Origin of the sequence: Micromonospora sp. NPDC005173 (assembly GCF_040608515.1) — a bacterium.
Lineage (GTDB): Bacteria > Actinomycetota > Actinomycetes > Mycobacteriales > Micromonosporaceae > Micromonospora.
Genome location: NZ_JBEXIK010000002.1, coordinates 158073 through 181003, shown reverse-complemented (window position 1 = coordinate 181003; position 22931 = coordinate 158073). Strand labels below are relative to the sequence as shown.

At 71.4% G+C, this 22931-nt stretch carries 22 protein-coding genes and 1 pseudogene; 9 read left to right on the top strand and 14 right to left on the bottom strand.

The window, feature by feature from the left end:
* Positions 1–6: 6 nt before the first annotated feature.
* The 5 genes from ABZV00_RS03825 to ABZV00_RS03805 all read right to left on the bottom strand — a co-directional run bounded on the left by ABZV00_RS03825 (position 7) and on the right by ABZV00_RS03805 (position 5559).
* Positions 7–1389, bottom strand: a complete 1383-nt coding sequence (locus ABZV00_RS03825) for a GH1 family beta-glucosidase (protein ID WP_328420832.1) — start codon at positions 1387–1389, stop codon at positions 7–9.
* Positions 1386–2219, bottom strand: a complete 834-nt coding sequence (locus ABZV00_RS03820; protein WP_328420829.1) for a carbohydrate ABC transporter permease — start codon at positions 2217–2219, stop codon at positions 1386–1388. The genes ABZV00_RS03825 and ABZV00_RS03820 overlap by 4 nt, the downstream gene beginning before the upstream one ends.
* A complete protein-coding gene (locus ABZV00_RS03815) occupies positions 2216–3214 on the bottom strand; it encodes a sugar ABC transporter permease (RefSeq protein WP_355601598.1) in 999 nt (332 codons plus the stop codon). The genes ABZV00_RS03820 and ABZV00_RS03815 overlap by 4 nt, the downstream gene beginning before the upstream one ends.
* A gap of 69 nt (positions 3215–3283) precedes the next feature.
* A complete protein-coding gene (locus ABZV00_RS03810) occupies positions 3284–4591 on the bottom strand; it encodes an extracellular solute-binding protein (protein WP_328420825.1) in 1308 nt (435 codons plus the stop codon).
* Positions 4592–4785: 194 nt separating this feature from the next.
* Positions 4786–5559 carry a maleylpyruvate isomerase family mycothiol-dependent enzyme gene (locus ABZV00_RS03805; RefSeq protein ID WP_355601596.1) on the bottom strand — a complete coding sequence of 258 codons (774 nt, stop codon included), beginning with the start codon at positions 5557–5559 and terminating at the stop codon, positions 4786–4788.
* A gap of 69 nt (positions 5560–5628) precedes the next feature.
* On the opposite strand from ABZV00_RS03805, the gene ABZV00_RS03800 reads away from it, so the two are divergent.
* Positions 5629–6711, top strand: a complete 1083-nt coding sequence (locus ABZV00_RS03800) for a UDP-N-acetylmuramate dehydrogenase (RefSeq protein WP_355601594.1) — start codon at positions 5629–5631, stop codon at positions 6709–6711.
* 87 nt (positions 6712–6798) lie between these two features.
* Here ABZV00_RS03800 and ABZV00_RS03795 read toward each other — a convergent pair whose 3' ends face one another.
* On the bottom strand, positions 6799–7599 hold the full coding sequence (locus tag ABZV00_RS03795; RefSeq protein WP_355601592.1) for a class I SAM-dependent methyltransferase: 801 nt from the start codon (positions 7597–7599) through the stop codon (positions 6799–6801).
* A 91-nt stretch (positions 7600–7690) separates the two neighbouring features.
* Entirely contained in the window at positions 7691–8458 is a 768-nt protein-coding gene (locus ABZV00_RS03790; protein ID WP_355601590.1) for an SDR family oxidoreductase, read from the bottom strand.
* 215 nt (positions 8459–8673) lie between these two features.
* Here ABZV00_RS03790 and mshA point away from each other — a divergent pair, with 215 nt between their 5' ends.
* The 3 genes and pseudogenes from mshA to ABZV00_RS03775 form a co-directional block, all read left to right on the top strand.
* Positions 8674–10038, top strand: coding sequence for a D-inositol-3-phosphate glycosyltransferase (gene mshA / locus ABZV00_RS03785; RefSeq protein WP_355601588.1), 1365 nt, complete (start codon positions 8674–8676; stop codon positions 10036–10038).
* 57 nt (positions 10039–10095) lie between these two features.
* A complete protein-coding gene (locus ABZV00_RS03780; protein ID WP_355601586.1) occupies positions 10096–10611 on the top strand; it encodes a YbjN domain-containing protein in 516 nt (171 codons plus the stop codon).
* Between the two features lie 786 nt (positions 10612–11397).
* Positions 11398–11988: pseudogene (locus tag ABZV00_RS03775) on the top strand (hypothetical protein); the annotation flags it as partial.
* Between the two features lie 392 nt (positions 11989–12380).
* On the opposite strand, the gene ABZV00_RS03770 reads toward ABZV00_RS03775, so the two are convergent.
* Both ABZV00_RS03770 and ABZV00_RS03765 read right to left on the bottom strand, forming a co-directional pair.
* Entirely contained in the window at positions 12381–13676 is a 1296-nt protein-coding gene (locus ABZV00_RS03770; protein ID WP_355601584.1) for an MFS transporter, read from the bottom strand.
* A gap of 117 nt (positions 13677–13793) precedes the next feature.
* Positions 13794–15083: an MFS transporter gene (locus tag ABZV00_RS03765; RefSeq protein ID WP_355601582.1), complete on the bottom strand. Its 1290-nt coding sequence runs from the start codon at positions 15081–15083 to the stop codon at positions 13794–13796.
* 153 nt (positions 15084–15236) lie between these two features.
* On the opposite strand from ABZV00_RS03765, the gene ABZV00_RS03760 reads away from it, so the two are divergent.
* Positions 15237–16004 (top strand): phosphoglyceromutase, encoded by a 768-nt coding sequence (locus tag ABZV00_RS03760; protein ID WP_355601580.1) that lies wholly within the window; start codon positions 15237–15239, stop codon positions 16002–16004.
* Positions 16005–16053: 49 nt separating this feature from the next.
* Here ABZV00_RS03760 and phoU read toward each other — a convergent pair whose 3' ends face one another.
* Positions 16054–16707: a phosphate signaling complex protein PhoU gene (phoU, locus tag ABZV00_RS03755; protein WP_328420805.1), complete on the bottom strand. Its 654-nt coding sequence runs from the start codon at positions 16705–16707 to the stop codon at positions 16054–16056.
* Between the two features lie 203 nt (positions 16708–16910).
* On the opposite strand from phoU, the gene ABZV00_RS03750 reads away from it, so the two are divergent.
* Complete coding sequence (locus ABZV00_RS03750; protein ID WP_355601578.1) at positions 16911–18194, top strand: ATP-binding protein; 1284 nt, start codon at positions 16911–16913, stop codon at positions 18192–18194.
* Between the two features lie 22 nt (positions 18195–18216).
* The gene (locus tag ABZV00_RS03745) at positions 18217–18900 is read left to right on the top strand and encodes a response regulator transcription factor (protein WP_328420801.1); all 684 of its coding nucleotides are present in this window, start codon (positions 18217–18219) and stop codon (positions 18898–18900) included.
* Positions 18901–18960: 60 nt separating this feature from the next.
* Here ABZV00_RS03745 and ABZV00_RS03740 read toward each other — a convergent pair whose 3' ends face one another.
* From ABZV00_RS03740 to ABZV00_RS03730, 3 genes are read right to left on the bottom strand one after another with little or no spacing between them, the layout of a single operon-like run.
* Positions 18961–19344 (bottom strand): type II toxin-antitoxin system death-on-curing family toxin, encoded by a 384-nt coding sequence (locus ABZV00_RS03740; protein ID WP_355601575.1) that lies wholly within the window; start codon positions 19342–19344, stop codon positions 18961–18963.
* A complete protein-coding gene (locus ABZV00_RS03735; protein WP_355601573.1) occupies positions 19344–19544 on the bottom strand; it encodes a hypothetical protein in 201 nt (66 codons plus the stop codon). Before ABZV00_RS03735 ends, ABZV00_RS03740 begins: the two co-directional genes overlap by 1 nt.
* A gap of 44 nt (positions 19545–19588) precedes the next feature.
* On the bottom strand, positions 19589–20386 hold the full coding sequence (locus tag ABZV00_RS03730; RefSeq protein WP_328426121.1) for a hypothetical protein: 798 nt from the start codon (positions 20384–20386) through the stop codon (positions 19589–19591).
* Between the two features lie 80 nt (positions 20387–20466).
* On the opposite strand from ABZV00_RS03730, the gene ABZV00_RS03725 reads away from it, so the two are divergent.
* Positions 20467–21411 carry a Ppx/GppA phosphatase family protein gene (locus ABZV00_RS03725; RefSeq protein WP_355601571.1) on the top strand — a complete coding sequence of 315 codons (945 nt, stop codon included), beginning with the start codon at positions 20467–20469 and terminating at the stop codon, positions 21409–21411.
* A 76-nt stretch (positions 21412–21487) separates the two neighbouring features.
* Positions 21488–22294, top strand: coding sequence for a sugar phosphate isomerase/epimerase (locus tag ABZV00_RS03720; protein WP_328420793.1), 807 nt, complete (start codon positions 21488–21490; stop codon positions 22292–22294).
* A 43-nt stretch (positions 22295–22337) separates the two neighbouring features.
* Here ABZV00_RS03720 and ABZV00_RS03715 read toward each other — a convergent pair whose 3' ends face one another.
* Positions 22338–22925, bottom strand: coding sequence for a CGNR zinc finger domain-containing protein (locus ABZV00_RS03715; RefSeq protein WP_355601569.1), 588 nt, complete (start codon positions 22923–22925; stop codon positions 22338–22340).
* Positions 22926–22931: the final 6 nt, after the last annotated feature.

Genomic DNA, 22931 nt, shown 5'->3' with positions numbered 1-22931 from the left:
CGCTCGTCACAGCCCGTTCCGGGAGATCACCTCCTGGTACCACCGGGCGCTGGCCTTCGGTGTGCGCCGCTGGGTCAGGTAGTCGACGTGCACGATCCCGAACCGCTTGCGGTAGCCCTCCGCCCACTCGAAGTTGTCCAGGAATGACCATACGAGATAGCCGCGCAGGTCCACGCCCCGGGAGATCGCCTCGTGTGCGGCACGCAGGTGCCCGTCGAGGTAGGCGATCCGGTCGGTGTCGATCACCTGCCCCGGCCCGTCGGGCGAGTCGGCGCCCGGCTTGTCGGGGAACGCCGCGCCGTTCTCGGTGATCAGCAGCGGCACCCCGGGGTAGTCGGTGGCGATCCGTTCCAGCAGCCGGGTCAGCCCCGCCGGCTCGATCATCCAGTCCATGTCGGTGAGCGGCCCGGCCGGCGGCAGGAACTGCACCGCACCCTCGGTGCCCGGGTACGCACCGCCGCCGCCAGCGCCGTCCGGCCGACCGGCGACGTAGCTGGGCTGGTAGTAGTTGATCCCGAGGAGGTCGATCGGGGCGGCGATCAGCTTCTCGTCGCCGTCCCGGATGAACGTCGGCTCGACGATCCGCGCCACGTGCTCCCGCACGTCGTCCGGGTAGCCACCGGCCAACAGCGGGTCGAGGAAGATCCGGTTGTGCAGGCCGTCGACCAGGCGGACCGCCGCGGCGTCGGCGGCGCTCTGCGGGTCGGCCGGCCGCACGTCGGCCGGATTGAGGGTGATGCCCACGCTGCGTGCGCCGGCCGCCCGCAGCGCCCGCGCCGCCAGGCCGTGCCCGAGCAGCAGGTGGTGTACGGCGGTGAAGGCCGCCGCCGGGTCCTGCTCGCCGGGGGCGTGCACCCCGTTGCCGTAGCCGAGGTAGGCCGAGCACCACGGCTCGTTCAGCGTGGTCCAGACGTCCACCCGATCGCCGAGCCGGGCGTACATCGCCGTGGCGTACGTGGCGAAGTGCTCGGCGGTGTCCCGGTTGGTCCAGCCGCCCCGGTCGCCAAGGGTCTGCGGCAGGTCCCAGTGGTAGAGGGTGACGATCGGGTCGATCCCCCGGTCGAGCAGCGTGTCGGTGAGCCGGTCGTAGAAGTCCAGGCCGCGCGGGTTGACCGGCCCGGTGCCGTCCGGCTGGATCCGTGGCCAGGCGACCGAGAACCGGTACGCCCGCAGCCCCAGCTCGGCCATCAGCGCCACGTCGTCGGCGTACCGGTGGTAGTGGTCGCAGGCGACGTCGCCGGTGTGGCCCTGGTACACCTTTCCCGGTGTGCGGCTGAAGGTGTCCCAGATGGACGGGCCGCGTCCGTCGTCGCGGGCCGCGCCCTCGATCTGGTACGCGGCGGTGGCCGCTCCCCAGAGGAAGTGCTCGGGAAACCGGAGTTCATTCACGCCTTGACCGCACCTTCCATGATCCCGCCGATGATCTGCCGGCCGAACAGCACGAAGACCAGCAGCAGGGGCAGCGTCGCGATGGCCGTCCCGGTGAACACCTGCGACATGTCCTGGTAGTACCCGTCTGACAGCGCCCGCAGGGAGAGCTGAACGGTCGGGTTCGCCGGGTCGTTCAGCACAGCGTACGGCCACAGGAAGTCGTTCCAGGTGGTCATGAACGTGAGCAGGCCGAGCACGGCGGCGGCCGGTCGCAGCGCGGGCACCACCACGTGCCACCAGATCCGGGCCGTGCCGCAGCCGTCCATCCGGGCGGCCTCGATCAGCTCGTCGCTGACCGCCTGTCCGGCGTACTGCCGCATCATGAAGACCCCGAACCCGGTGACCAGTGCCGGCACGATCACCGCGGGCAGCCGGTCGTTCCACTGCAGCCGGGTCATCAACATGTACAGCGGGATCACGCCGAGCTGGGTCGGCACCATCATGGTCGCGATGATCGCCAACAGCAGCGCGTTGCGGCCGCGGAACCGTAGCTTCGCGAAGGCGAAGCCGGCCAGGCTGGCGAAGAACACCACGGAGACGGTCACCGTGCAGGCCACGATCGTCGAGTTGATCAGGCCGGTCAGGAAGTACGCGTCGGTGTTGTCGAACAGCCGGGCGATGTTGGCCCCCAGGTTGCCGCCCGGGGTCATCGGCGGCGGCAGTTGACCCATCGCGTCGCTGGACCGGCTGGCCACCACGAACATCCACCAGATCGGAAAGACCGACATCCCAGCGGCGATCACCAGGGCCAGGTACGTCAGCGGGCTGGCCCGCCAGAGCCGGCTCATCGAGCCGCTCCCTTCCCGGGACCGGGTCCCGATCCGCCGCCCATCCGGCGCAGGACCAGCACGTTGACCGCCGCCACGATCGCGATGAGCGCGAAGAGCAGCCAGGCCACGGCCGAGCCGTACCCGAAGTTGTAGTGCGGTGCGAAGGCGTTCTCGAACATGTACATGGTCACGGTCTGCGACTCCCGGAGCGATCCGCCCCGGATCGGGTTGGTGCCGGAGTGGAACAGCCGGGGCTCAGTGAAGAGCTGCAACCCGCCGATGGTGGAGATGATGACGCAGAAGATGATCGTCGGCTTGAGCAGCGGAACGGTGATCGACCAGAACTGCCGGACCCGGTTGGCGCCGTCGATCGCCGCCGATTCGTACAGGTCGCGGGGGATGGCCTGCATCGCGGCCAGGAGGATCAGCGCGTTGTAGCCGGTCCACCGCCAGTCGACCATGGCGGAGATGGCCACCCAGGAGGCGACCCGGTCGGATTTCCAGGCCACCGGGTCGACCCCGACCAGGTCGAGCATCCAGTTGATCATGCCGAACTCGCGGCCGAAGAGCACCCCGAACACGATCGCCACGGCGGCGGTGGAGGTCACGTTGGGGACGAGCACCGCCATCCGCCAGCCGGTACGGGCCCGCAGCCCTCGGTTGAGCAGGTTGGCCAGCCAGAGCGCGGCGAGCAGTTGCGGGACGGTGGAGATGACGAAGATGCCCAGCGTGTTGACCACCGCGTGCCAGAAGTCGGCATCGGCCAGCAGTTGGGTGTAGTTCGCCGCGCCGACGAACGGGTGGTCGGTGCCGAGCAGGTCCCAGTCGTGCAGCGAGACCCAGAAGGTGTACGCCAGCGGGTAGACCCCGAAGACCGCGAAGAGCAGGAAGAACGGGGCGATGTAGAGGTACGGGGAGTAGCGGGTGTCGAGTCGGGTGAGTCGACCCGACGATCCGCGGCGGTTGCCGGGCGTCGGTGCGGCCGGCGGGCGGGCGTCGAGCTGGACGGTCATGCCCGGGAGCTCCTTTCGCGGTGCGGGCGGGACTCCGGCAGCCGGAGCCCGCCCGCACGCTGGGTCTGGCTACTTGGCGGCGGCCTTCTTCGCGTTGGCCACCGCGTCGGTCCAGCCCTGCCCGGGGTTGCGCTGCCCCAGCTCCACGGTCCGTACGGCGTTCTCCACCTCGGTGCGGACGGCCTGGTTCTTCGGGCCCATGTAGACCGGCTTCAGGCTCTTCGCGCCGGTGCCGAAGATGGCGCCGACCGGTGCCCCGGTGAAGTACGCGTTGGTCGCGCCGGTGATCGCCGGATCGTCGAGCGCCTGCGGCGAGGAGGGCAGCGGGCCCTTGGCCTTGAACGCGCCGATCTGGCCCTTGGCGCTGGTCAGGAACTTGGCCAGCTCGATCGCCTCGGCCTGGTGCTTGCTCTGCTTGGGCACGGCGAGGTGTGACCCGCCCCAGTTGCCGCCGTTGCCGGGCACCCGGGCGATGTCCCACTTGCCCTGGGCGGTCGGGCCGGCGTTGCTCTCGATGACCCCGGTCATCCAGGCGGGGCAGGCGATGGTGGCGAACTTCGACTGTTTGAAGGCGGAAACCCACTCCTCGGACCAGGAGCCGTACTTTCCGGAGAGGCCAGAGTCGATGATGTCCATCGTGGTGTCCCAGGCCTGTCGTACCGCCGGGTTGCTGTCGACGACGACGTTGCCGCTGGTGTCGTAGTAGCTGTACCCGGTCGTGTTGCCGGCGGTCTGCAGCAGGATGGTGTTGAAGGTGTTGGTTGCCGCGTCGAGGAACGACGCCCCGGTCTTCGCCGCGACGAACCGTTCCCCGGTGGCGATGTAGTCCTGCCAGGTCGGCCAGAGCTTGGAGACCTCGTCCCGTTCGGTGGGCAGGCCGGCCTTGGCGAAGAGATCCGAGCGGTAGCAGATGGCGATGCCGCCGACGTCGGTGCCGAGGCCGATCAGCTGCTTGCCGTCGGCGGTCAGCCCGGCGTTCCACTTCCATTCGAGGAAGTTGCCCTTGAGGTCGGCGGCGCCGTGGTCCAGCAGGTTGACGAAGTTGCCGGGGTTGGCCTTGTACTCGACCATCAGGCCTTCCTCGATGGCCACCACATCGCCGGCCCCCCGGCCGGCGGCGAGCCACTGGGTCAGCTTCGGCGAGTACTCGTCGAGGTTGGTGCCGGCACCGCGCTCGACGATCTTCACGTCGGGGTGCGCGCTCATGTACTCCTGGTAGAGCTGCTCGTAGCCGAACTGGCCGAAGACGTCGACGGTCAGCGTGACCGGTCCGTCCCCGTCCGCCTCGTCGGCGCCGCCGCAGCCGGCGGTGGCGAGCAGGGCGGTGGCGGCGGCGAGGGCCACCGCGGCGAGGCGGCGGCGCGGGAAGACAGCCATGGGATTCGGACCCCTCTCAAGGTGATCGGGTGGTGGCAAGTGGCTGGGAGAGCGCTCTCACGGACAGGGTGCTGGGTCGTTTCCGCGCTGTCAAGAGAGCGCTCTCTCGGTTTTCATTCGTTACCGAGACATTGACGCCAACGAGGGCGCCACCCACGTGGGGTGACGCCCTCGACGTGCGGGCCGGGTGGCGGTCAGTCGGTACGCAGGCCGTCGAGCAGGGTCCGGTCGCCGCTGACATCCAGCGTCTCGAAGCTGACCCGGCCCCAGAGCGCCAGCAGCAGGTCGCTCGCGTTGCCGCTGACCTGCGCCCGGGCGTGATGGTCGTCGTGGTCGAAGATGGTCGAGGTGTCGAGCAGCGCCACCCCCTGGCCGCGCAGCCGCAGATACCACACCTGGGCCGCGTCGACCGCGGAGAGCTGCACCACCCCGTGCCAGTCGCCCGGCACCTGCCGTCGGCCCGCGGGCAACCAGGTGTCCAGCACCTCGCTCACGCCGTCGGCGGCCAGCTTCGCCTCGACCGGGTCACCGGCTCCGATGGCGAGCTGGGCGTCCCAGCGGTGTACCGCCGTCTCGTGTGCCATCCGGCGCGGCCAGAAGCCGGCCTTCTTCGGCTGCGGAGCCCAGTTCCACGCCGGGGTCTCCGGGTCGAGCCCGTCGAAGAGGGTCATCAGCTGGTCGTACCCCTGCTGCCAGAACTGGAGAGCGCTCAGACCCCGGGCCGCCTCGGCCCGGTCCGCCTCGACCTGGACCCGGGGGGCCGGCGCGGTGGTCACGCCGGAGCCGGCGAACGAATAAACCCAGTGGTAGATGCCGGCGAGGTGCAGCGTGAGATCGTTGACCGTCCAGCCGGGACAAGACAGCACCGGTGTCTCCGGCGGTGCCTCGGCCACCGCTGCGGCGAAGGCCGGGCCCTCCGTTCGGAGCGCCCCGATCCAGAAATCCTTGCTGCCGTGCAGTCTGCTCATCGCCATCCTCCCGGGGGTGCCGGGCCACCAGTGGGTGCCGCGGCTACCCCTCAGCCTAAGGTGAAAGACGTGTCAGACGCCTACGCCCAGTCGACAACCGAAGCCGATCGTGCCATCCCTGGTCCACTGGCCAGCTACACCACGCTGCGGATGGGCGGGCCGGCCGGGCGCATCGTGGCCGCAGGCAGTGCCGACGAGATCATCCGGGCCGTGCAGGCCGCGGACGAGCCGGTCCTGATCCTCGCGGGCGGCAGCAACATGGTGATCGGCGACGCCGGCTTCCCCGGCACGGTCGTCCTGGTGCGCTCCGGTGGCCTGCGGGTCGTCGCCGATGACGCCGGGTCGGTCACCGTACGGGTCGAGGCCGGCGAGCCGTGGGACGACCTGGTCGCCGCCACGGTGGCCAACGGCTGGGCCGGCGTGGAGTGCCTCTCCGGCATCCCCGGCTCAACCGGTGCCACCCCGATCCAGAACGTCGGCGCGTACGGCCAGGAGGTCGCCGAGACCATCACCGGAGTCGAGGTGTACGACCGGGTCGAGGGCACCCGTCAGTTCATCCCCGCCGCCGACTGCGGGTTCGTCTACCGGGGCAGCATCTTCAAGTACCGGGACCGCTGGGTGGTGCTCTCCGTCGACTTCCGGCTCGCCCGGTCCCCACTCTCCGGCCCGGTGCGCTACGCCGAGCTGGGCCGGGCGCTCGGAGTCGAGGTCGGCGAGCGGGTGCCGCTGGCGGACGCCCGGGCGGCGGTGCTGCGGCTGCGCGCCGGTAAGGGCATGGTGCTCGACGCCACCGACCCCGACACTCGCTCGGTCGGCTCCTTCTTCACCAACCCGGTGCTCGACCGGGCGACGTACGAGCTGCTCCGGGAGCGCGCCGTCGAGCTGGGCGAGCCGCCCCACTGGCCCGGGGCCGACGACACGGTCAAGGTGAGCGCTGCCTGGCTGATCGACAAGGCCGGCTTCGTCAAGGGCCACCCGGGCCCGGACGGGGTGGCCATCTCCAGCAAGCACACGCTGGCACTCACCAACCGCACCGGCACGGCTCACACTGCCGACCTGATCGCCCTGGCCCGCGACATCCGCGACACGGTGCACACCCGCTTCGGCGTAACCCTCCACCCGGAACCCGTCCTCATCAACTGCACGGTGTGATCCCGCCCCGGCACCCTCGCCGATCTTGCGCTGGCGGTGAAAACCGGCCTTGATGGTGCAAAAGCGGCGAAAGTGCGGGGATTGCGGTCAGGTTCGGGGGGCGATGGTGGGCCAGGGGAGGGTCAGTTCGCCCTGGCGCCAGCGGTGCGGGCCGTCGAGGATGGGCCAGTCGGCGCTCTTGAGCTGGGTTACGGCTCGTAGCCAGCGCTGGCGGGGGCCGAAGGGGGCGTACGGGGCGGCGGCCTGCCAGGCGTCGTCCAGCGCCCGGATCAGATCGTGCACCGGTTCACCGGGGACGTTGCGGTGGATCAGGGCCTTGGGCAACCGTTCGGCCAGCTCGGCGGGGCTACCCAGCGTGACGAGCTTCGCGGCCAGGGTCAGCGTCCGGGGGCCGTCAGAGTCGATCAGCAGCCAGCTGGCGAGTCGGCCCAACTCGTCGCAGGTGCCCTCGATGAGCGCCCCGCCCGGGGCGAGCGCGGCGGTCATCGTCCGCCAGGCCTCGGGCACCTCGTTCTCGTCGTACTGGCGCAGCACGTTGAACGCGCGCACCAGCACCGGCCGGAGCCCGGCCAGCTCGAACCCGCCGCGAGCGAAGGTCAGGCCGGGCGGGTCGGCGGCCGGTGCCGCGGCGGCCACCCGGGCCGGATCGATCTCCAACCCGACCAGTCGTACGTCCGGACGGACCCCGGCGGCCAGCCGGGCCCGCAGCTCCACCGCGGTCACCGGGGTGGCGCCGTAGCCGAGATCGACCACCAGGGGGTCGGCCGCCGCTCGCAGTCGGTCGGCGCAGGTGGCGACGATCCAGTTGTCCACCCGGCGGAGCCGGTTCGGGTTGGTCGTGCCCCGGGTGACCACGCCGAGCGGCCGGCGTCTCGCCGCTCCGCTCATCCCGACCTCCCGCCCCGGCTCACTCCTCGCGCGTCACTGCCGACCCCGTTCGCGACTGCGGGGCTCGCAGGCCCGGCTCACTCCTCGCGCTTCACTGGCCGACGCGGTGCACCTTGTGCTGGGCAGCCTGCGCCCGAGGCCGGACCACCAGCCGGTCCACGTTGACGTGCTCGGGGCGGGTGGCGCACCAGGCGATGCAGTCGGCGACGTCCTCGGCGACCAGCGGCCCGGGCACCCCGGCGTAGACGGCGGCGGCTCGCTCCGCGTCGCCGCCGAAACGGACCAGGCCGAACTCGTCGGTCTTCACCATGCCCGGGTCGATTTCGATCACTCGCAGCGGCCGACCGCACAGTTCCAGCCGGAGCGTGCCGGCGATGGCGGTCTGCGCGTGCTTCGCGGCGGTGTAGCCGCCCCCGCCCTCGTACACGGTCAGGCCGGCGGTGGACGAGACCACCACGATGGTGCCGGCGCCCGACGCCTCCAGAGCCGGCAGCAGCGCCTGGGTCACCCGCAGCGTGCCGAGCACGTTGACGTCGTACATCCACTGCCAGTCGGCGACCGACCCGGACTCCACCGGCTCCAGGCCGCGCGCGCCACCGGCGTTGTTGACCAGCAGGGTCACCGGCCCGGGTGCCCGTGCGGCGGCCTCGGCCAGCCCGGCCACCGACTCGTCCGAGGTGACGTCGCAGGTCACCGCGGTGGCCTTTCCACCGGCGGCGGTGATCTCGGCGACCAGGTCGGCGAGCCGGTCGGGGCGGCGGGCGGCGGCGAGCACGTGGAAACCCTCGGCGGCGAGCCGGCGGGCGGTGGCCGCGCCGATCCCGCTGGACGCTCCGGTGACGATGGCGACAGAGGTCATCCCGTCATTGTCACCCCGCCGATCCGACCCGCTCCGGGCGGGCGTGGGGGCCGCCGCAGGCGGGCACGGAGATGAGGCACGGAGATGAGGTCCGTCACCCCCGGGGGACCACCGGGGAATTTCCGTAGCCCGATGGGGAAGATGACATCCGGCGTACAGGTTGAGCGAGAAGCGCCGGTCGTGCGACGGCATTAACCGTGACAAGAGGAGCGGACGTGGCGGAACTGCACACCGGTGTCGGTCGTCAGCGAGGTACGCAACCGTGGCCCCGGCCCCGTCGTATCGCGACCCTGTCCGTACACACCTCCCCGCTGCACCAGCCCGGCACGGGTGACGCTGGCGGAATGAACGTCTACATCCTCGAGGTCGCCCGGCGGCTCGCCGAGGCCAACGTCGAGGTGGAGATCTTCACCCGGGCCACCTCCGGCGACCTGCCCCCGGTGGTCGAGATGGCCCCCGGCGTGCAGGTCCGGCACATCACCTCCGGCCCGCTGGAGGGGCTCACCAAGGAGGAGCTGCCCGGCCAGCTCTGCGCCTTCACGGCCGGGGTGCTGCGGGCCGAGGCGTCCCGCCCGCCCGGGCACTACGACCTGATCCACTCCCACTACTGGCTCTCGGGCCAGGTCGGCTGGCTGGCCAAGGAGCGCTGGGGGGTGCCGCTGGTGCACACCGCGCACACTTTGGCGAAGGTCAAGAACGCCCAGCTCGCAGCCGGCGACCGGCCGGAACCCAAGGCCCGGGTGATCGGCGAGGAGCAGGTGGTCGCCGAGGCGAACCGCCTGGTCGCCAACACCCGGGTGGAGGCCCGCGACCTCGTCGAACGGTACGACGCCGACCCGACCCAGGTCGCCGTCGTCCCGCCGGGCGTCGACCTGGAGCGGTTCCGGCCCGCGCCGGGCGACCGGTCCGCAGCCACCCGGGCGGCCCGCCGCCGGCTGGGGCTGCCGGTCGACGGGTACGTGGTGGCCTTCGTCGGTCGGATCCAGCCGCTCAAGGCCCCCGACGTGCTGATCCGCGCGGTCGCCGCGCTGCGGGAGCGTGACCCGGCCCTGGCCGACGAGGTGACCGTGGCGATCTGCGGCGGCCCCAGCGGCAGCGGGCTGGACCGGCCCACCGCGCTGATCGAGCTGGCCGCCACCCTGGGGGTCACCGACCGGGTGCGCTTCCTGCCACCGCAGACCGGGGACGACCTGCCCGCCCTGTACCGGGCCGCCGACCTGGTCGCGGTGCCGTCGCACAACGAGTCCTTCGGGCTGGTCGCCCTGGAGGCGCAGGCCTGCGGTACGCCCGTACTGGCCGCCGCCGTCGGCGGGCTGGTCACCGCCGTGCGGGACCAGGTGAGCGGGGTGCTGATCGACGGGCACGACCCAGCGGACTGGGCGGTCGCGCTGGCCCGCCTGCTGCCGGATCAGGCCCGGCGGGCGGAGCTGTCCCGAGGCGCCGAGCAGCACGCCCGCCATTTCTCCTGGGACCGTACGGTCGCCGGCCTTCTCGCCGTCTACGGCGAGGCGATCACGGCGCACCGCGCCCGCCTCGCCGCCGACCTGGCGGGCGATCCCGCGCTCTCCTGCTCCTGGTGACCGGGGCTACCGGTCGCCGCCGGGTGCACCGGCCGGGTCGGTCGTAGAGTGGGTCCGGTGAGCCCGAAGAGCGATCTTGCGACCCTGATCGAGTCCGTCTGTGCCGAGCGGGACCTGGCCTGGGAGTCGACCGGGCCGGGTTCGTACGCGGTGACCCTGCCGGGCACCCACAAGCTCAAGACGGTCTGCAACCTGATCGTCGGCGAGCATGCGCTACGCGTCGAGGCGTTCGTGATGCGTCAGCCGGACGAGCGGCGCGAGGAGCTGTGGGCCTGGCTGTTGCAGCGCAACGCACGGATGTATGGGGTCTCCTTCTCCACGGACGCGGTCGGCGACGTGTACCTGACGGGGCGGGTCAACCCGGCCGGGGTGGACGCCGACGAGCTGGACCGGCTGCTTGGCGCGGTGCTCACGTACGCCGACGAGTCCTTCGACACCATGTTGGAGATCGGCTTCGGCAGCTCCATCCGTCGGGAGTACGAGTGGCGGGTCAAGCGCGGTGAGTCGACGGCCAATCTGGCCGCCTTTGCCCACCTCTTCGAGCCGTCCGGCACCGGCCCCGACCCCGCTTGACGGTGGGCCCAGACCCCGCCTGACCGTCTGTCCTGACCGGTCCGACCCGACTGTCTGCCGGCTGGTGGTTCGGACCGCTCCTGACGGGTATGCCGCACCGCGCGGTGCGGCACAGGGACCCCCGCGCGCCGAGGACGGAGTGTCGAGGAGCGTGAGCGTCCCATGGCTCAGCGGAACAGCTCAGGTCGCGGCGGGACTGCGACCACTACCAAACGACAGGCTGGCAACCAGACGCCGAACACACCGGGGATCTCCGAGTCGGAGATCTCCCGGATGCGGGTGGACGACATCCGCGGGCAGCTGCGCAAACGCGGGGTCTCCGGGATCTCCGCACTGCGCAAGCCCGACCTGGTGAAACAGTTGGTGCGCTCGTTGCGGGCCGAGCGTGGCGGGGCCGGCCGACGCAGCACCGGCCCGGCCGGCCGGGCCACCGGCACCAGGGCGTCGGCGGGCCGTGCCGCCGCGACGAAGAAGTCGGCGGCCAGGGCGGTGCCGAGCCGCGCGAAGGCCGCGCCGGCGAACAAGAGCGCCCCCGCGAAGCGGGCCGCCGCGAAGAAAACGGCCGCCGTGCGAAAGACAGCGGCGGCGAAGAAAACGACCGCCGCGAAGAAGACGACGGCGGCGAAGAAGACAGCCGCCGCGAAGAAGACGACGGCAGCGGCGAAGTCGACGGCCGCCCGTAAGACCGCGCCCGCCCGTAAGACGACGGCCACCGCGCGCAAGACTGCACCCGCGCGCAAGGCGACGGCCACCGCGCGCAAGACTGCACCCGCGCGCAAGGCGACGGCTGCCCGCAAGACGGCGCCGGCACGTAAGACGGTTGCCGCCCGTAAGACGGCGGCCGCCCGCAAGACGGCGCCGGCGCGCAAGACGACTACGGCCCGTACCGCGCCCGCGAAGAAGGCCCCGGCGAAGAAGGCCCCGGCGCGACCGGCGGCGAAGCGGGCGGCGCCCGCAAAGCGCGCTGCGCCGAGCCGGCCGGCCGGCGGTGGTACGACGGCGGGTGGGATCCGGGTAGGGCGAAGCACCGGGCGATCGGTTCGCAGCTCGCAGGTGATCTCGTCGATCGCGGACCGGCCGGAGCGCCCGGGGCGGAGCCTGATCACGGCGAACCACGAGGTGATCATGCGCTGGGCCCGGGAACGCGGGGCGAAGCCGGCGACCATCGCCGGCACCGAGCGGGACGGCCGGGCGGGGGTTTTGACCTTCAACATCCCCGGTTACCGGGAGAGCAGCCGGATCCGCGAGATCACCTGGGATGCGTGGTTCCACACTTTCGACCTGCGGCGACTGAACCTGATTTATCAGGAGCAGATGCGCGACGGTCGGCAGAGCAACTTCTTCCGGACGGAATCACCGGATCGAGAGGACGGTTGAGGTGTTTGCGGGAATGCGCGACGGGTATGCGGCTGTTACCAAAGACCGAGGCCCGAGCAGCGGATACTCGCGAGTTGTGATCGGCGAGACAGCCGATCTGGGTTGAATCCAGAATCCGGGCGAACTAGCTTTATTGCACCGCGTCACGCTTGGAAACGTTCGGGGGAGCGGCGGATCGATCAGATCCGTGCACCGAGCGAGACGCGAGGGGACGGGTGGATCAACCGTTGGGGGACGGTGCCCACCTGTTTGGACCGGCGGCGTGAGCGGGCGATGCTTACGGGGGTGAGTGTTGCCCGCCGCCGCCGGCCCCGCCGGCGGGCGCCCACCACGACCTTCGGGCCGTGGTGGGCGCTTTGCGTCTGTCGTACCCCGTGGGCGGGGTGGGTCGGTCACGCGGCCGGCACGCGGTCCGCGGGCGGTGTCGGCTCCCGGTCGGCGGCCCGGCGCAGCGCGGCGACGTGCCGCTCCCGGGGCGGTCCGGCCAGCAGGTGGCCGAGCGCGGCCAGCAGGCCGAGCCCGCCGACGATCAGCCAGTGCCGGTCGCCGAGGTATTGCAGGCTCACCCCGCCGAGTGTGGGTGCGACGAACGCCGCAGCCGGGAACGTCAGGTAGAAGACCGACTGATACCGCGCGCGCAGCTGAGGCGGCGCCAGATCCGCGTTGATCTGCGCGTTGGGCGGGGCGGCGAGCATCGAGCCGACCGTCCAGACCACCGCGGCGCCCAGGTAAACGGCCAGTTCGTCGGCGACGGCGAGCACACCGAAGCCGAGCGCGAGCAGGGCGGTCGAGGCCGCCAGCACGACGGCCTTGCGGTGCCGGTCGATCAGCCGGGGCACGAACAACTGGCCGATCACGATCAGCCCTCCGCCGAGCGCCACCACCAGCCCGTACGCCGACGGACCCAGGCCGTCCGCGCGCATGGCCAGCGGCATGATCGTCGAGGTCTGCAGGGTGAGTACGGCCAGCACGAAGGTGAGCCCGACGAAGATCAGGAAGGTCCGGTCGGTGAGTGCGGTGTGCAGGCCCGGCTGCCGAACCCGGCTCGCCCCCGGCGCCGATGGGGTGGGCGGCGGGAGGTCAGCCGTCGGTGCGGTGCGTCGAAGCGTCTCCGGCACCTTCCAGGCGATCACGCCGGCGGCGGCCAGGGTGGCGCCCGCGTCCACCAGGAACAGCGCGGTGAAGCTCGCCTCGGCCAGCACGCCGGCGAGCAGCGAGGCGACCGCCATGCCCAGGTTGAACGCCCAGAACTGGAGATTGAACGCGCGCGAGCGACGCTGCGCGGGCACCACGTCGACGATCGCCGCGACGAAGGCCGGGCTCGGCATCGAGTGCACCACGCCGACCAGCGCGGAGAGCACCGCGATCAGCACCAGGGGTCGGCTGAAGGCCAGTGCCACCATCAAGCCGGCGGTGGCCAGGTGCGCGGCGAGCAGGGTGGCTCGGCGACCCCACCGGTCGGCCAGCACTCCGCCGAGCAGGACGCCGGCGGCCCCACCGGCCCCGTACGCGCCGACCACCGTGCCGGCCAGCGCCTCGCTGGCCCCCCGCGCGTCGGTGAGGTACAGCGACAGGAAGAGCATGGCGAACGCGCCGGCTCGGTTGATGAGCAGGCCGGCCCAGAGGTACCAGAAGGTGGCGGGGAGCCCACCTGCGGTGTCGTGCCACCAGCGCCGCAGGGTGTGCACCCGACCTCCCGACAGTTCAGTTTCCTAACCGTTTCTCCTGCACGGTAGGAACTCGGGCCCGGTCCCGCTAGTCGATTTCCTGATCATGGGCCCTTCGTCACAGCGATGGGGCCACCGTCAGACGGCAGCCTCGGCGGGCTGCGAAGCCGGCGGCCGGGGGTTCTCAACCGGTGCCAGCGCCTCGCCGGAGCGACGCAACGCGGTGGCGCGGCGCTCGCGCGCCGGGCCGGACACCAGGTGGGCCACCGCGGTCAGGACGCCGATCGCGGCGCAGCCGAACCAGAGCGTGTCGTTGCCGGCGTGCTCGCGCACCAGGCCGCCGAGGATCGGCGCGCAGGCCCCGGCGATCTGCCAGGAGAGGGAGAAGACGCCCTGGTACCGGCCACGCAGCTCGGCCGGGGACAGCTCGGCGATCAGGGTGGAGTTGGACGGTGAGTTCAGCATCTCGCCGACCGTCCAGATCAGCACGGTCAGCCCGTAGAACCAGGGGGTGCCGGCGAACGCGGTCAGCCCGAACCCGACACCCATCACCACGGCGGCCAGCGCGAGCACGTGCGAGCGGCTCCGGCCCCGGATCAGTCGGGGCACGAAGAGTTGGCCGACCACGATCAGGACGCCGTTGAGCGCGATCACCGAGCCGTAGGTGGCCGGGCTGAGACCGTCGTCGCCCATGGCGATCGGCAGCATCGAGATGTGCTGGAGGAAGACCAGCGCGGCGAACAGGTTCAGCGCCACGAAGCCGAGGTAGACCCGGTCGTTGAGGATGGTGCGCAGGGCGCCGCGTTGGGCGGTGGCCGCGGGGGTGACGGCACGCCCGGTCTGCTGGGTCTCCGGCACCTTCACGAAGATGATCAGCGCGGTGATCAGCATGGTGGCCGCGTCGACCACGAACAGCAGCAGGTAGTTCGCCTGCGCGGCGAGGCCGGCGAGGATGGCGGCGCAGGCGAAGCCCAGGTTGATGGCCCAGTAGTTGAGCGAGAAGGCGCGCAGGCGGTCCTTCGCCGGCACCACGTCGATCATCATGGCACCGAACGCGGGCCGGGCCGCCTCGGCGAACATGCCGAGCAGCAGCGCACCCAGCGCCACCGCCCAGAGGTCCCGGGCCAGCCCGAGGCCCAGCATCATGGCGGCCGCGCCCACGTGCGCGGTGAGCAACGTGGGTCGCCGTCCCCACCGGTCGGCCAGGGTGCCGCCGGCGGTGGTGCCGATCGCGCCGCCGACGCCCCACAGGCCGAGCACCAGGCCAGCCTGGGACGCGGAGAAGCCGCGTTCCTGGGTCAGGTAGATGGCGAGGAAGACGAGCACGAACGAGCCGAGCCGGTTGATCAGGGTGCCGCTCCACAGGTACCAGAAAGTGGTGGGCAGGCCGCCGGTGGTGTCCCGGAACCAGCTCCGCATCGTCCGCACGTGGTTCCCCCGCTTGCAAGTAATGACCGATGTGACTACAGCGCCTTACAACCCTAGTGCTGGACGGATCCGCAGGTCATCCGCTTTTTCACGTGGTGGTCGTCACCACGGGTGCCCGCGTGTCACGTCCCCGGGTGGGGCAGGATGATCCGCATGACTGCGAGCGAGGGGCCCACCGTCGGGACGCTGGTCCTGCTGCGGCACGGTGAGAGCGACTGGAATGCCAAGAACCTCTTCACCGGCTGGGTGGACGTCGACCTGACCGAGAAGGGCGAGGATGAGGCGCGGCGCGGCGGCGAGCTGATGCGCGAGCACAGTCTGCTGCCGGACGTCGTGCACACCAGCGTGATGCGCCGGGCGATCCGCACCGCCGAGCTGTCGCTGAACGCCGCCGACCGGCACTGGATCGCGGTGCGCCGGTCGTGGCGGCTCAACGAGCGGCACTACGGCGCCCTGCAGGGCAAGAACAAGAAGCAGACCCTGGAGGAGTACGGCGAGGAGCAGTTCATGCTCTGGCGCCGGTCGTACGACACCCCGCCCCCGCCGATCGCGGACGACGACGAGTGGTCGCAGGTGGGCGACCCGCGGTACGCGCTGCTGCCGACCGAGCTGATGCCGCGCACCGAGTGCCTCAAGGACGTCGTCGACCGGATGCTGCCGTACTGGTACGACTCGATCGTGCCGGACATCCTGGCCGGCCGGACGGTGCTGGTGGCCGCGCACGGCAACTCGCTGCGCGCCCTGGTCAAGCACCTCGACCAGATCTCCGACGAGGCGATCGCCAAGCTGAACATCCCGACCGGCATCCCGCTGCGCTACGACCTCGACCCGCAGCTGCGCCCGCTCACCCTGGGTGGCACGTACCTCGACCCGAACGCCGCCAAGGCGGCCGCCGCCGCGGTGGCCAACCAGGGCCGCTGAGCCTACGACGAAGGCCCCCGGGAACCCGGGGGCCTTCGCCGTACGTGGATCAGCTCGCCGTGGGCGAGGTCTGCCCGGTGATCAGGTAGACCACGTGCTCACCGGCGTTGACCGCGTGGTCGGCGAAGCGCTCGTAGAAGCGGCCCAGCAGGGTGGCGTCGATCGCGGTCTCCACCCCGTACGGCCAGTCGTCGCCGAGCAGCACGGCGAACAGGTTCTTGTGCAGCTCGTCCATCGCGTCGTCGTCGCGGTCCAGTTCGCCGGCCAGGTCGGCGTCGGGCTTGGCCAGCACCGAGCCGATCTTCACGGCCATCCGGTCGGCGATCTCGGCCATCTCGGTGAAGATCGTCCGCAGCTCGGCGGGTACGGCGGGCGAGGGGTGCCGGCGCAGCGCGGTCTTCGCCACGTGGTCCGCGAGGTCGCCCATCCGCTCCAGGTCGGCGGCCACGTGCAGTGCGGTAATCATGGCGCGCAGGTCGGAGGCGACCGGCGCCTGCCGGGCGAGCAGGTCACAGACCCGCTCCTCCACGTGCCGGTAGAGGTCGTCGATCTCGGCGTCCCGCTCGATGACCGTCTCGGCGGCCTGCCGGTCGGCGGTGAGCAGGGCCCGGGTGGCCTGGCGCATGGCGGCGCGGACGCCCTCCGCCATGTCCACCAGCAGTTGGCTGACGATCTGGAGGTCGGCCCGGAACTCGTCGCGCATCATCACGTCCTGTGGTCGGTCGCCGCCGACGGGTGCCGGCGCAGGGGTTGAGCAGGTGCGACGCCAACGGTAGGTGGCGCGGACGGACCCCGGATGAACCCCGGTGAACGGCACCGGACGCAGGGGTGAACATTCGCGAAAGTGAGGGTGGTTCGTCCTGGTCTGTGTGGTAGCCAGGTTAACAATGACCCTACGATCGCCGGGTGGAGTGGGTGGTGGCGGTCGTGGTGGCCGCGGCGTTGGTGGCCGGGTTGGCCGCCGGTTTCCTGCTGCCCCGGTTCCTGCGGACGCGGGACGGCCTCTCCACGTCGACGGGGAGCGCGAGCTCCCGCTGGAGCAGGGGGAGGCCCGCGATAGTCGACGAGCAACAGGCCGGGCTCGGCCGCCGGACGATCGACTCGCTCCGGGCCGGTGTCGTGGTGCTGGATGACAACGACGTGCCCGTGCTGATCAACCCGGCCGCCCGCGCGATGGGTCTGCTGCGTACCGGCAGCACGCCAGGGTCGATCGCCGCGCACCCGTTGATCCGTACTCTCGCTGGCCAGGTGCGGCGCACCGGGGTGCGGCGCGAGATCGAGCTGGACCTGCCCCGGGGTCGCGACAGCGCGGGGGAGAACCCGCTCGGTGTGCACCTGCGGGCGATGGGTCTGGGCAATGGCTTCATCGCGGTGGAAGCGGTCGACGTGACGGAGTCGCACCGGCTGGCCCGGGTGCGACGTGACTTCGTGGCCAATGTGAGTCACGAGCTCAAGACCCCGATCGGGGCGCTCCAGCTGCTCGCCGAAGCCCTGCTGGACGCCACCGAGCCGGCCGACGCCGCGACGCCCGACCTCTCCGAGGACCTGGTCGCCGCCCGTCGGTTCGCCGAACGGATCCAGCACGAGTCGACCCGGCTGGGCCGGCTGGTGCAGGAGTTGCTGGAGCTGACCCGGTTGCAGGGCGCCGAGCCGCAGCCGCCAGCGGAGCCGGTCGCGCTGGACTGGGTGATCGCCGAGGTGGTCGACCGGACCCGCACCACCGCCTCCGCCCGGGGCGTCGAGGTGACGGTGACCGGCGAGCGCGGCCTCACCGTGTACGGCAGCGACACCCAGCTCGCCACGGCGGTGGCGAACCTGGTGGAGAACGCCATCAACTACTCCGGCGACGACACCACGGTGCGGGTCACCACCCGCGGTGACGACGAGCACGTCGAGATCGCCGTCGCCGACCAGGGCATCGGCATCGCCCCGACGGACGTGGACCGGGTCTTCGAGCGGTTCTACCGGGCCGACCAGGCCCGCTCGCGTGCCACCGGCGGCACCGGGCTCGGATTGGCCATCGTCAAACACATCGCGAGCAACCATGGCGGAAGGGTGGAGGTGTCGAGCACTCTTGGTGGTGGATCGACGTTCACCCTCCGGCTGCCCGCCAGTCCACCGGACGACCTGCTGGCGACACTGCCGCCGGCTGGGATCGAGGCCGGTCCGGCCGAGCTACGGCAGGTCTGACAGCAATGAAAGGAACACCCCGTTGAGCCGCGTTCTGGTGGTCGAGGACGAGGAGTCGTTCTCCGACGCCCTGTCGTACATGCTCCGTAAGGAGGGCTTCGAGGTTTCGGTCGCCGCGACCGGCACCGACGCCCTCACCGAGTTCGACCGGACCGGCGCGGACATCGTGCTGCTCGACCTGATGTTGCCCGAGATGTCGGGCACCGAGGTCTGCCGGCAGCTCCGGCAGCGCTCGGCCGTGCCGATCATCATGGTCACCGCCCGGGACAGCGAGATCGACAAGGTGGTCGGGCTGGAGATCGGCGCCGACGACTACGTCACCAAGCCGTACTCGCCCCGGGAGTTGGTGGCCCGGATCCGGGCGGTGCTGCGCCGGCAGAGCCCCGAGGTGGCCGACGCGGGTGTCCCGACGCTGGCCGCCGGGCCGGTGCGGATGGACATCGAGCGACACGTGGTGACCGTCGAGGGTGGCGCGGTGCAGCTGCCGCTCAAGGAGTTCGAGTTGCTGGAGCTGCTGCTGCGCAACGCCGGCCGGGTGCTGACCCGGGGTCAGCTCATCGACCGGGTCTGGGGCGCCGACTACGTCGGTGACACCAAGACGCTGGACGTGCACGTCAAGCGGCTGCGCTCCAAGATCGAGCCGGAGCCGTCCGCGCCGCGCTTCATCGTCACCGTTCGGGGTCTGGGCTACAAGTTCGAGCCGTGATCGGCGTACCGAAGGGGGCCCGCGCGCGGCGCGGGCCCCCTTCGGCGTTTCCGGCATCGGTCAGAACAGTTTGCGCAGGGCGGCCGCGATGTCGCCGACCTCGGTCACCCGGCTCTCCGCCACGCTGATGACAAGGTCGTACGCGACGTCCTGGTTGGTTTCGTCGAGCTGGGCCACGGTCACGGCACGGTTCTGAAGCAGGAAGGCGACGGCCACGATCCAGCCGATCCGCTTGTTGCCGTCGACGAAGGGGTGGTTGTTGACCAGCGAGTGCAGCAACGCCGCCGCCTTGGTCCACAGGTCGGGGTAGGCGTCCTCGCCGAACACGCTCGTCCTTGGGCGGGCCACGGCCGATTCGACGAGGCCGGCATCCCGGATCCCGACGCCGAGCTTGCGGGCGATGCCGGCGACGTCGGTGAGCGTGGGGTAGTGGACCTCGGTCATCACTCCGCCAGGCGAGCGAGCAGTGCGGAGTGGCGCTCGATGATCTCGTCTGCGAGTTCGCCGAACTGACGGGCGTTGCGCCGTGCCAGGTAGTCGTCAATGGCGGCGACGACGACGGCGTGCATCGACCGCGTCTCTTCCTCTGCGACAAGACGGAGTCGCTGTTCACGTTCGTCGTCGAGCCGGAGCGTCATGGCCATACCTCGAATGGTAGCAAGAGTGCTACCAAGATCACGCTGACTCGTCAGATGTCGTCGGCGGGGTGCGGGGCGACCATGCCCTGCTTCGTCCGGGCGGCGCACAGCTCGGCCAGCCGCTCGTACGCGGCCGCGCCGATCAGCGCGGTCAGCTCGGGGGAGTACGAGAGGTACATCGGCTCGGCGCCGACGTGCGCGTCCGTCGAGGAGGTGCACCACCAGTCCAGGTCGTGCCCACCTGCACCCCAGCCCCGCCGGTCGAACTCCGACAGCGTGGAGACCAGCACCTTGGTGTTGTCCGGCCGCTTGACCCAGTCCTGGTCCCGCCGGATGGGCAGCTGCCAGCAGACGTCCGGCTTGTACTCCAGCGGGTGCACCCCGTCGCGGAGCGCCTGGGCGTGCAGCGCGCAGCCACCCCCGCCAGCGAAGTCGGCGTCGTTGAGGAACACGCACGGCCCCTCGGTGCCCTGGGTGGCGGTCCGGCGGGCCGGGGTCTTGCCGTCGATGGTGTCCTCGTCGGTCCAGTTCCGGAACCCGCGCCGGAAGTGCTGCCAGGTCGACGGGGTGAGCCGCTTGACGGCGTTGCGGACCCGCTTCTCGTCGTCGGAGTCGGTGAAGAACGCGCCGTGCGAGCAGCAGCCGTCGGCGGCCCGGCCGGCGATGATGCCGTGGCAGCCCTGGCCGAAGATGCAGGTCCAGCGGGAAAGCAGCCAGGTCAGGTCCGCCCGGATCAGGTGATTCTCGTCCGCCGGGTCGGCGAACTCGATCCACTCTCGGGGGAAGTCCAGTGGGACCTCGCGGCTGCGCGGGTCGCCCGGGTCGTCCACCACCACGCGGAGCTCCATCGTCACCCGGCCCAGCGTACGCGCGGTGACCTCCGCGGGCCGCCGAGCCGCGCAAACGTGTTGCACCTAGTGTCTTCACCATGCGACTGGGTGTCCTCGACGTCGGATCCAACACGGTGCACCTGTTGGTGGTGGACGCGCACCACGGCGCGCACCCGTGGCCGGCGCACTCCGAGAAGGTGGTGCTCCGGCTGGCCGAGCAGATCGGCCCGGACGGCGCGCTGACCGACGCGGGCGCGGACAGCCTGGTCAAGGCGGTCGGCATGGCCAAGGCGGCGGCCGCCGGGCTGGAGGCGGACGACCTGATCGCGTTTGCCACCTCGGCGGTACGCGACGCCACCAACGCGGCCGAGGTGCTGGCCCGGGTCCGCGACGAGACCGGCGTACGCCTGGCGGTCCTGTCCGGGGCGGACGAGGCGCGGATGACCTTCCTGGCCGTGCGGCGCTGGTTCGGCTGGTCGGCGGGACGGCTGCTGGTGCTGGACATCGGCGGCGGCTCGCTGGAGATCGCCGCCGGGATCGACGAGGACCCGGACGTCGCCGTCTCACTGCCGCTCGGTGCCGGTCGGCTGACCCGGGAGCGGCTGCGGGTCGACCCGGACAGCGCGGCGCCTCCATCCGCGGAAACCGTCGAGAAACTGCGGGAGTACGTGGACGGCCGGCTGGACAAGGTGGTCGACCAGATGACCGAGGTGGGTTGGGAGCGGGCGGTGGCCACCTCGAAGACGTTCCGCACCCTGGCCCGACTGGCCGGGGCGGCGCCGTCCGGGGCCGGGCTCTGGGCGCGGCGCAGCCTGACCCGCGCCGGGTTGCGGCAGGTCATCGGCTTCATCCGGCACATCCCGCCGGCGCAGTTGATGGAGCTGGAGGGGGTCAGCGCCGGCCGGGCTCACCAGTTGCTGGCCGGGGCGGTGGTCGCCGAGGCGGTGATGCGCCGCCTCGATCTGGACTCGCTGGACATCTGCCCGTGGGCGCTGCGGGAAGGGGTCATCCTCCGTCGGCTCGATCAACTCGAACCGGTATGACCGGGCCGGGTGGTTACGACCGATTTGCCGGCGCTCGTCACGGTGGCCCTACCCGCGCCGGGCTACCCTGGCTGATGTGACTTCCCGCGTTCCGGTGCTCCTGTCCAGCTCGTCGGTCTTCCCCGAGCCGACCGCGGCGGCGTTCCAACTGGCCGCGGCGCTCGGCTATGACGGCGTCGAGGTGATGGTCTGGACCGACGTGGTCAGCCAGGACCTGGGCGCGCTGCGCGGCCTCTCCACCCACTACGACGTGCCGGTGCTCTCAGTGCACGCGCCCTGCCTGCTGGTCACCCAGCGGGTGTGGAGCCCGGACCCGTGGGAGCGGCTGCGCAAGGCCGCCGAGCTGGCCGAGACGCTGGGGGCGCCGACCGTCGTGGTGCACCCACCGTTCACCTGGCAGCGCGACTACGCGCGCACCTTCACCGAAGGGCTCGCCGCGGTCGCGGACCGGTTCACCGGGCTGCGCTTCGCGGTGGAGAACATGTACCCGGTGCGGATGGCGGGCCGGCAGTTCGTTCCGTACGTGCCGGGTTGGGATCCCACGGAGACCGGCTACCCGTCGTACACCCTGGATCTGTCGCACTGCGCGGCCTCGCACAGTGACCCCCTGGAGATGGCCGACCGGATGGGCGCCGGGCTGGCCCACGTGCACCTTGGCGACGGCACCGGCGAGGGCCGCGACGAGCACCTGGTGCCCGGGCGCGGCACCCAGCCCTGCGGCCAGCTGCTCTCCTCGCTGGCCGGGCGGGGCTTCACCGGGTCGGTGGCGGTGGAGGTGGCCACCCGGGGCGCGAAGAGCCGCGCGGTGCGCGAGGCGGACCTGCGCGCCGCGCTGGAGTTCGCCCGCCAGCACCTGACCGCGCCGTCCCCGGTCGACGCCTGACCCGTCGTCCCCACACAGGGCGGGCCGACCGGTACGGCGTCAGCTAGCTGACCGGGGTGAGCGACTCGGCGCCCGCGGTCGGCTGCGCGGCGACCGTCACCTGCTCGCCGACCGCAGCCCGCTTGCGGGCCCGGTGCGCTGCCACGTGCGAGCGGGTGGCGCAGCGCTCGGAGCAGAACCGCCGGCAGCAGTTGGACGACGTGTCCAGGTAGACGTTGCCGCACCGCTCGTCGGCGCAGACGCCGAACCGGGCGCTGCCGTACTCGCAGAGCCAGACCGACAGCCCCCAGACCGCACCGGCCAGGTATTCCGCGCTGACCGATGCGCCCCGGCTGGTCACGTGCATGTGCCAGTCGCTGGAGTCGTGCCCGGAGATGCGCGGCTGGACCGGGAACGCCTCGAGCAGCGCGTTCAGCTCCGTCACCGCCTGGGCGTCCCGCCCCGAGGTGCCGTACTCGAAGACATCGCGCAGCCGCTTCTGCGCCCGCCGGAAGGTAGCGACGTCCCGGTCCGCGACCTCGTCGCGCATCCAGGCGTTGTCGTCGGGGAAGATGGCCCGCAGGTCGTCGAGGTCGTCCAGGCGGGCGTTGACCAGGTCAACACCGGTCCGGGCGTACGCGTCGAAGTTCACGCCCCC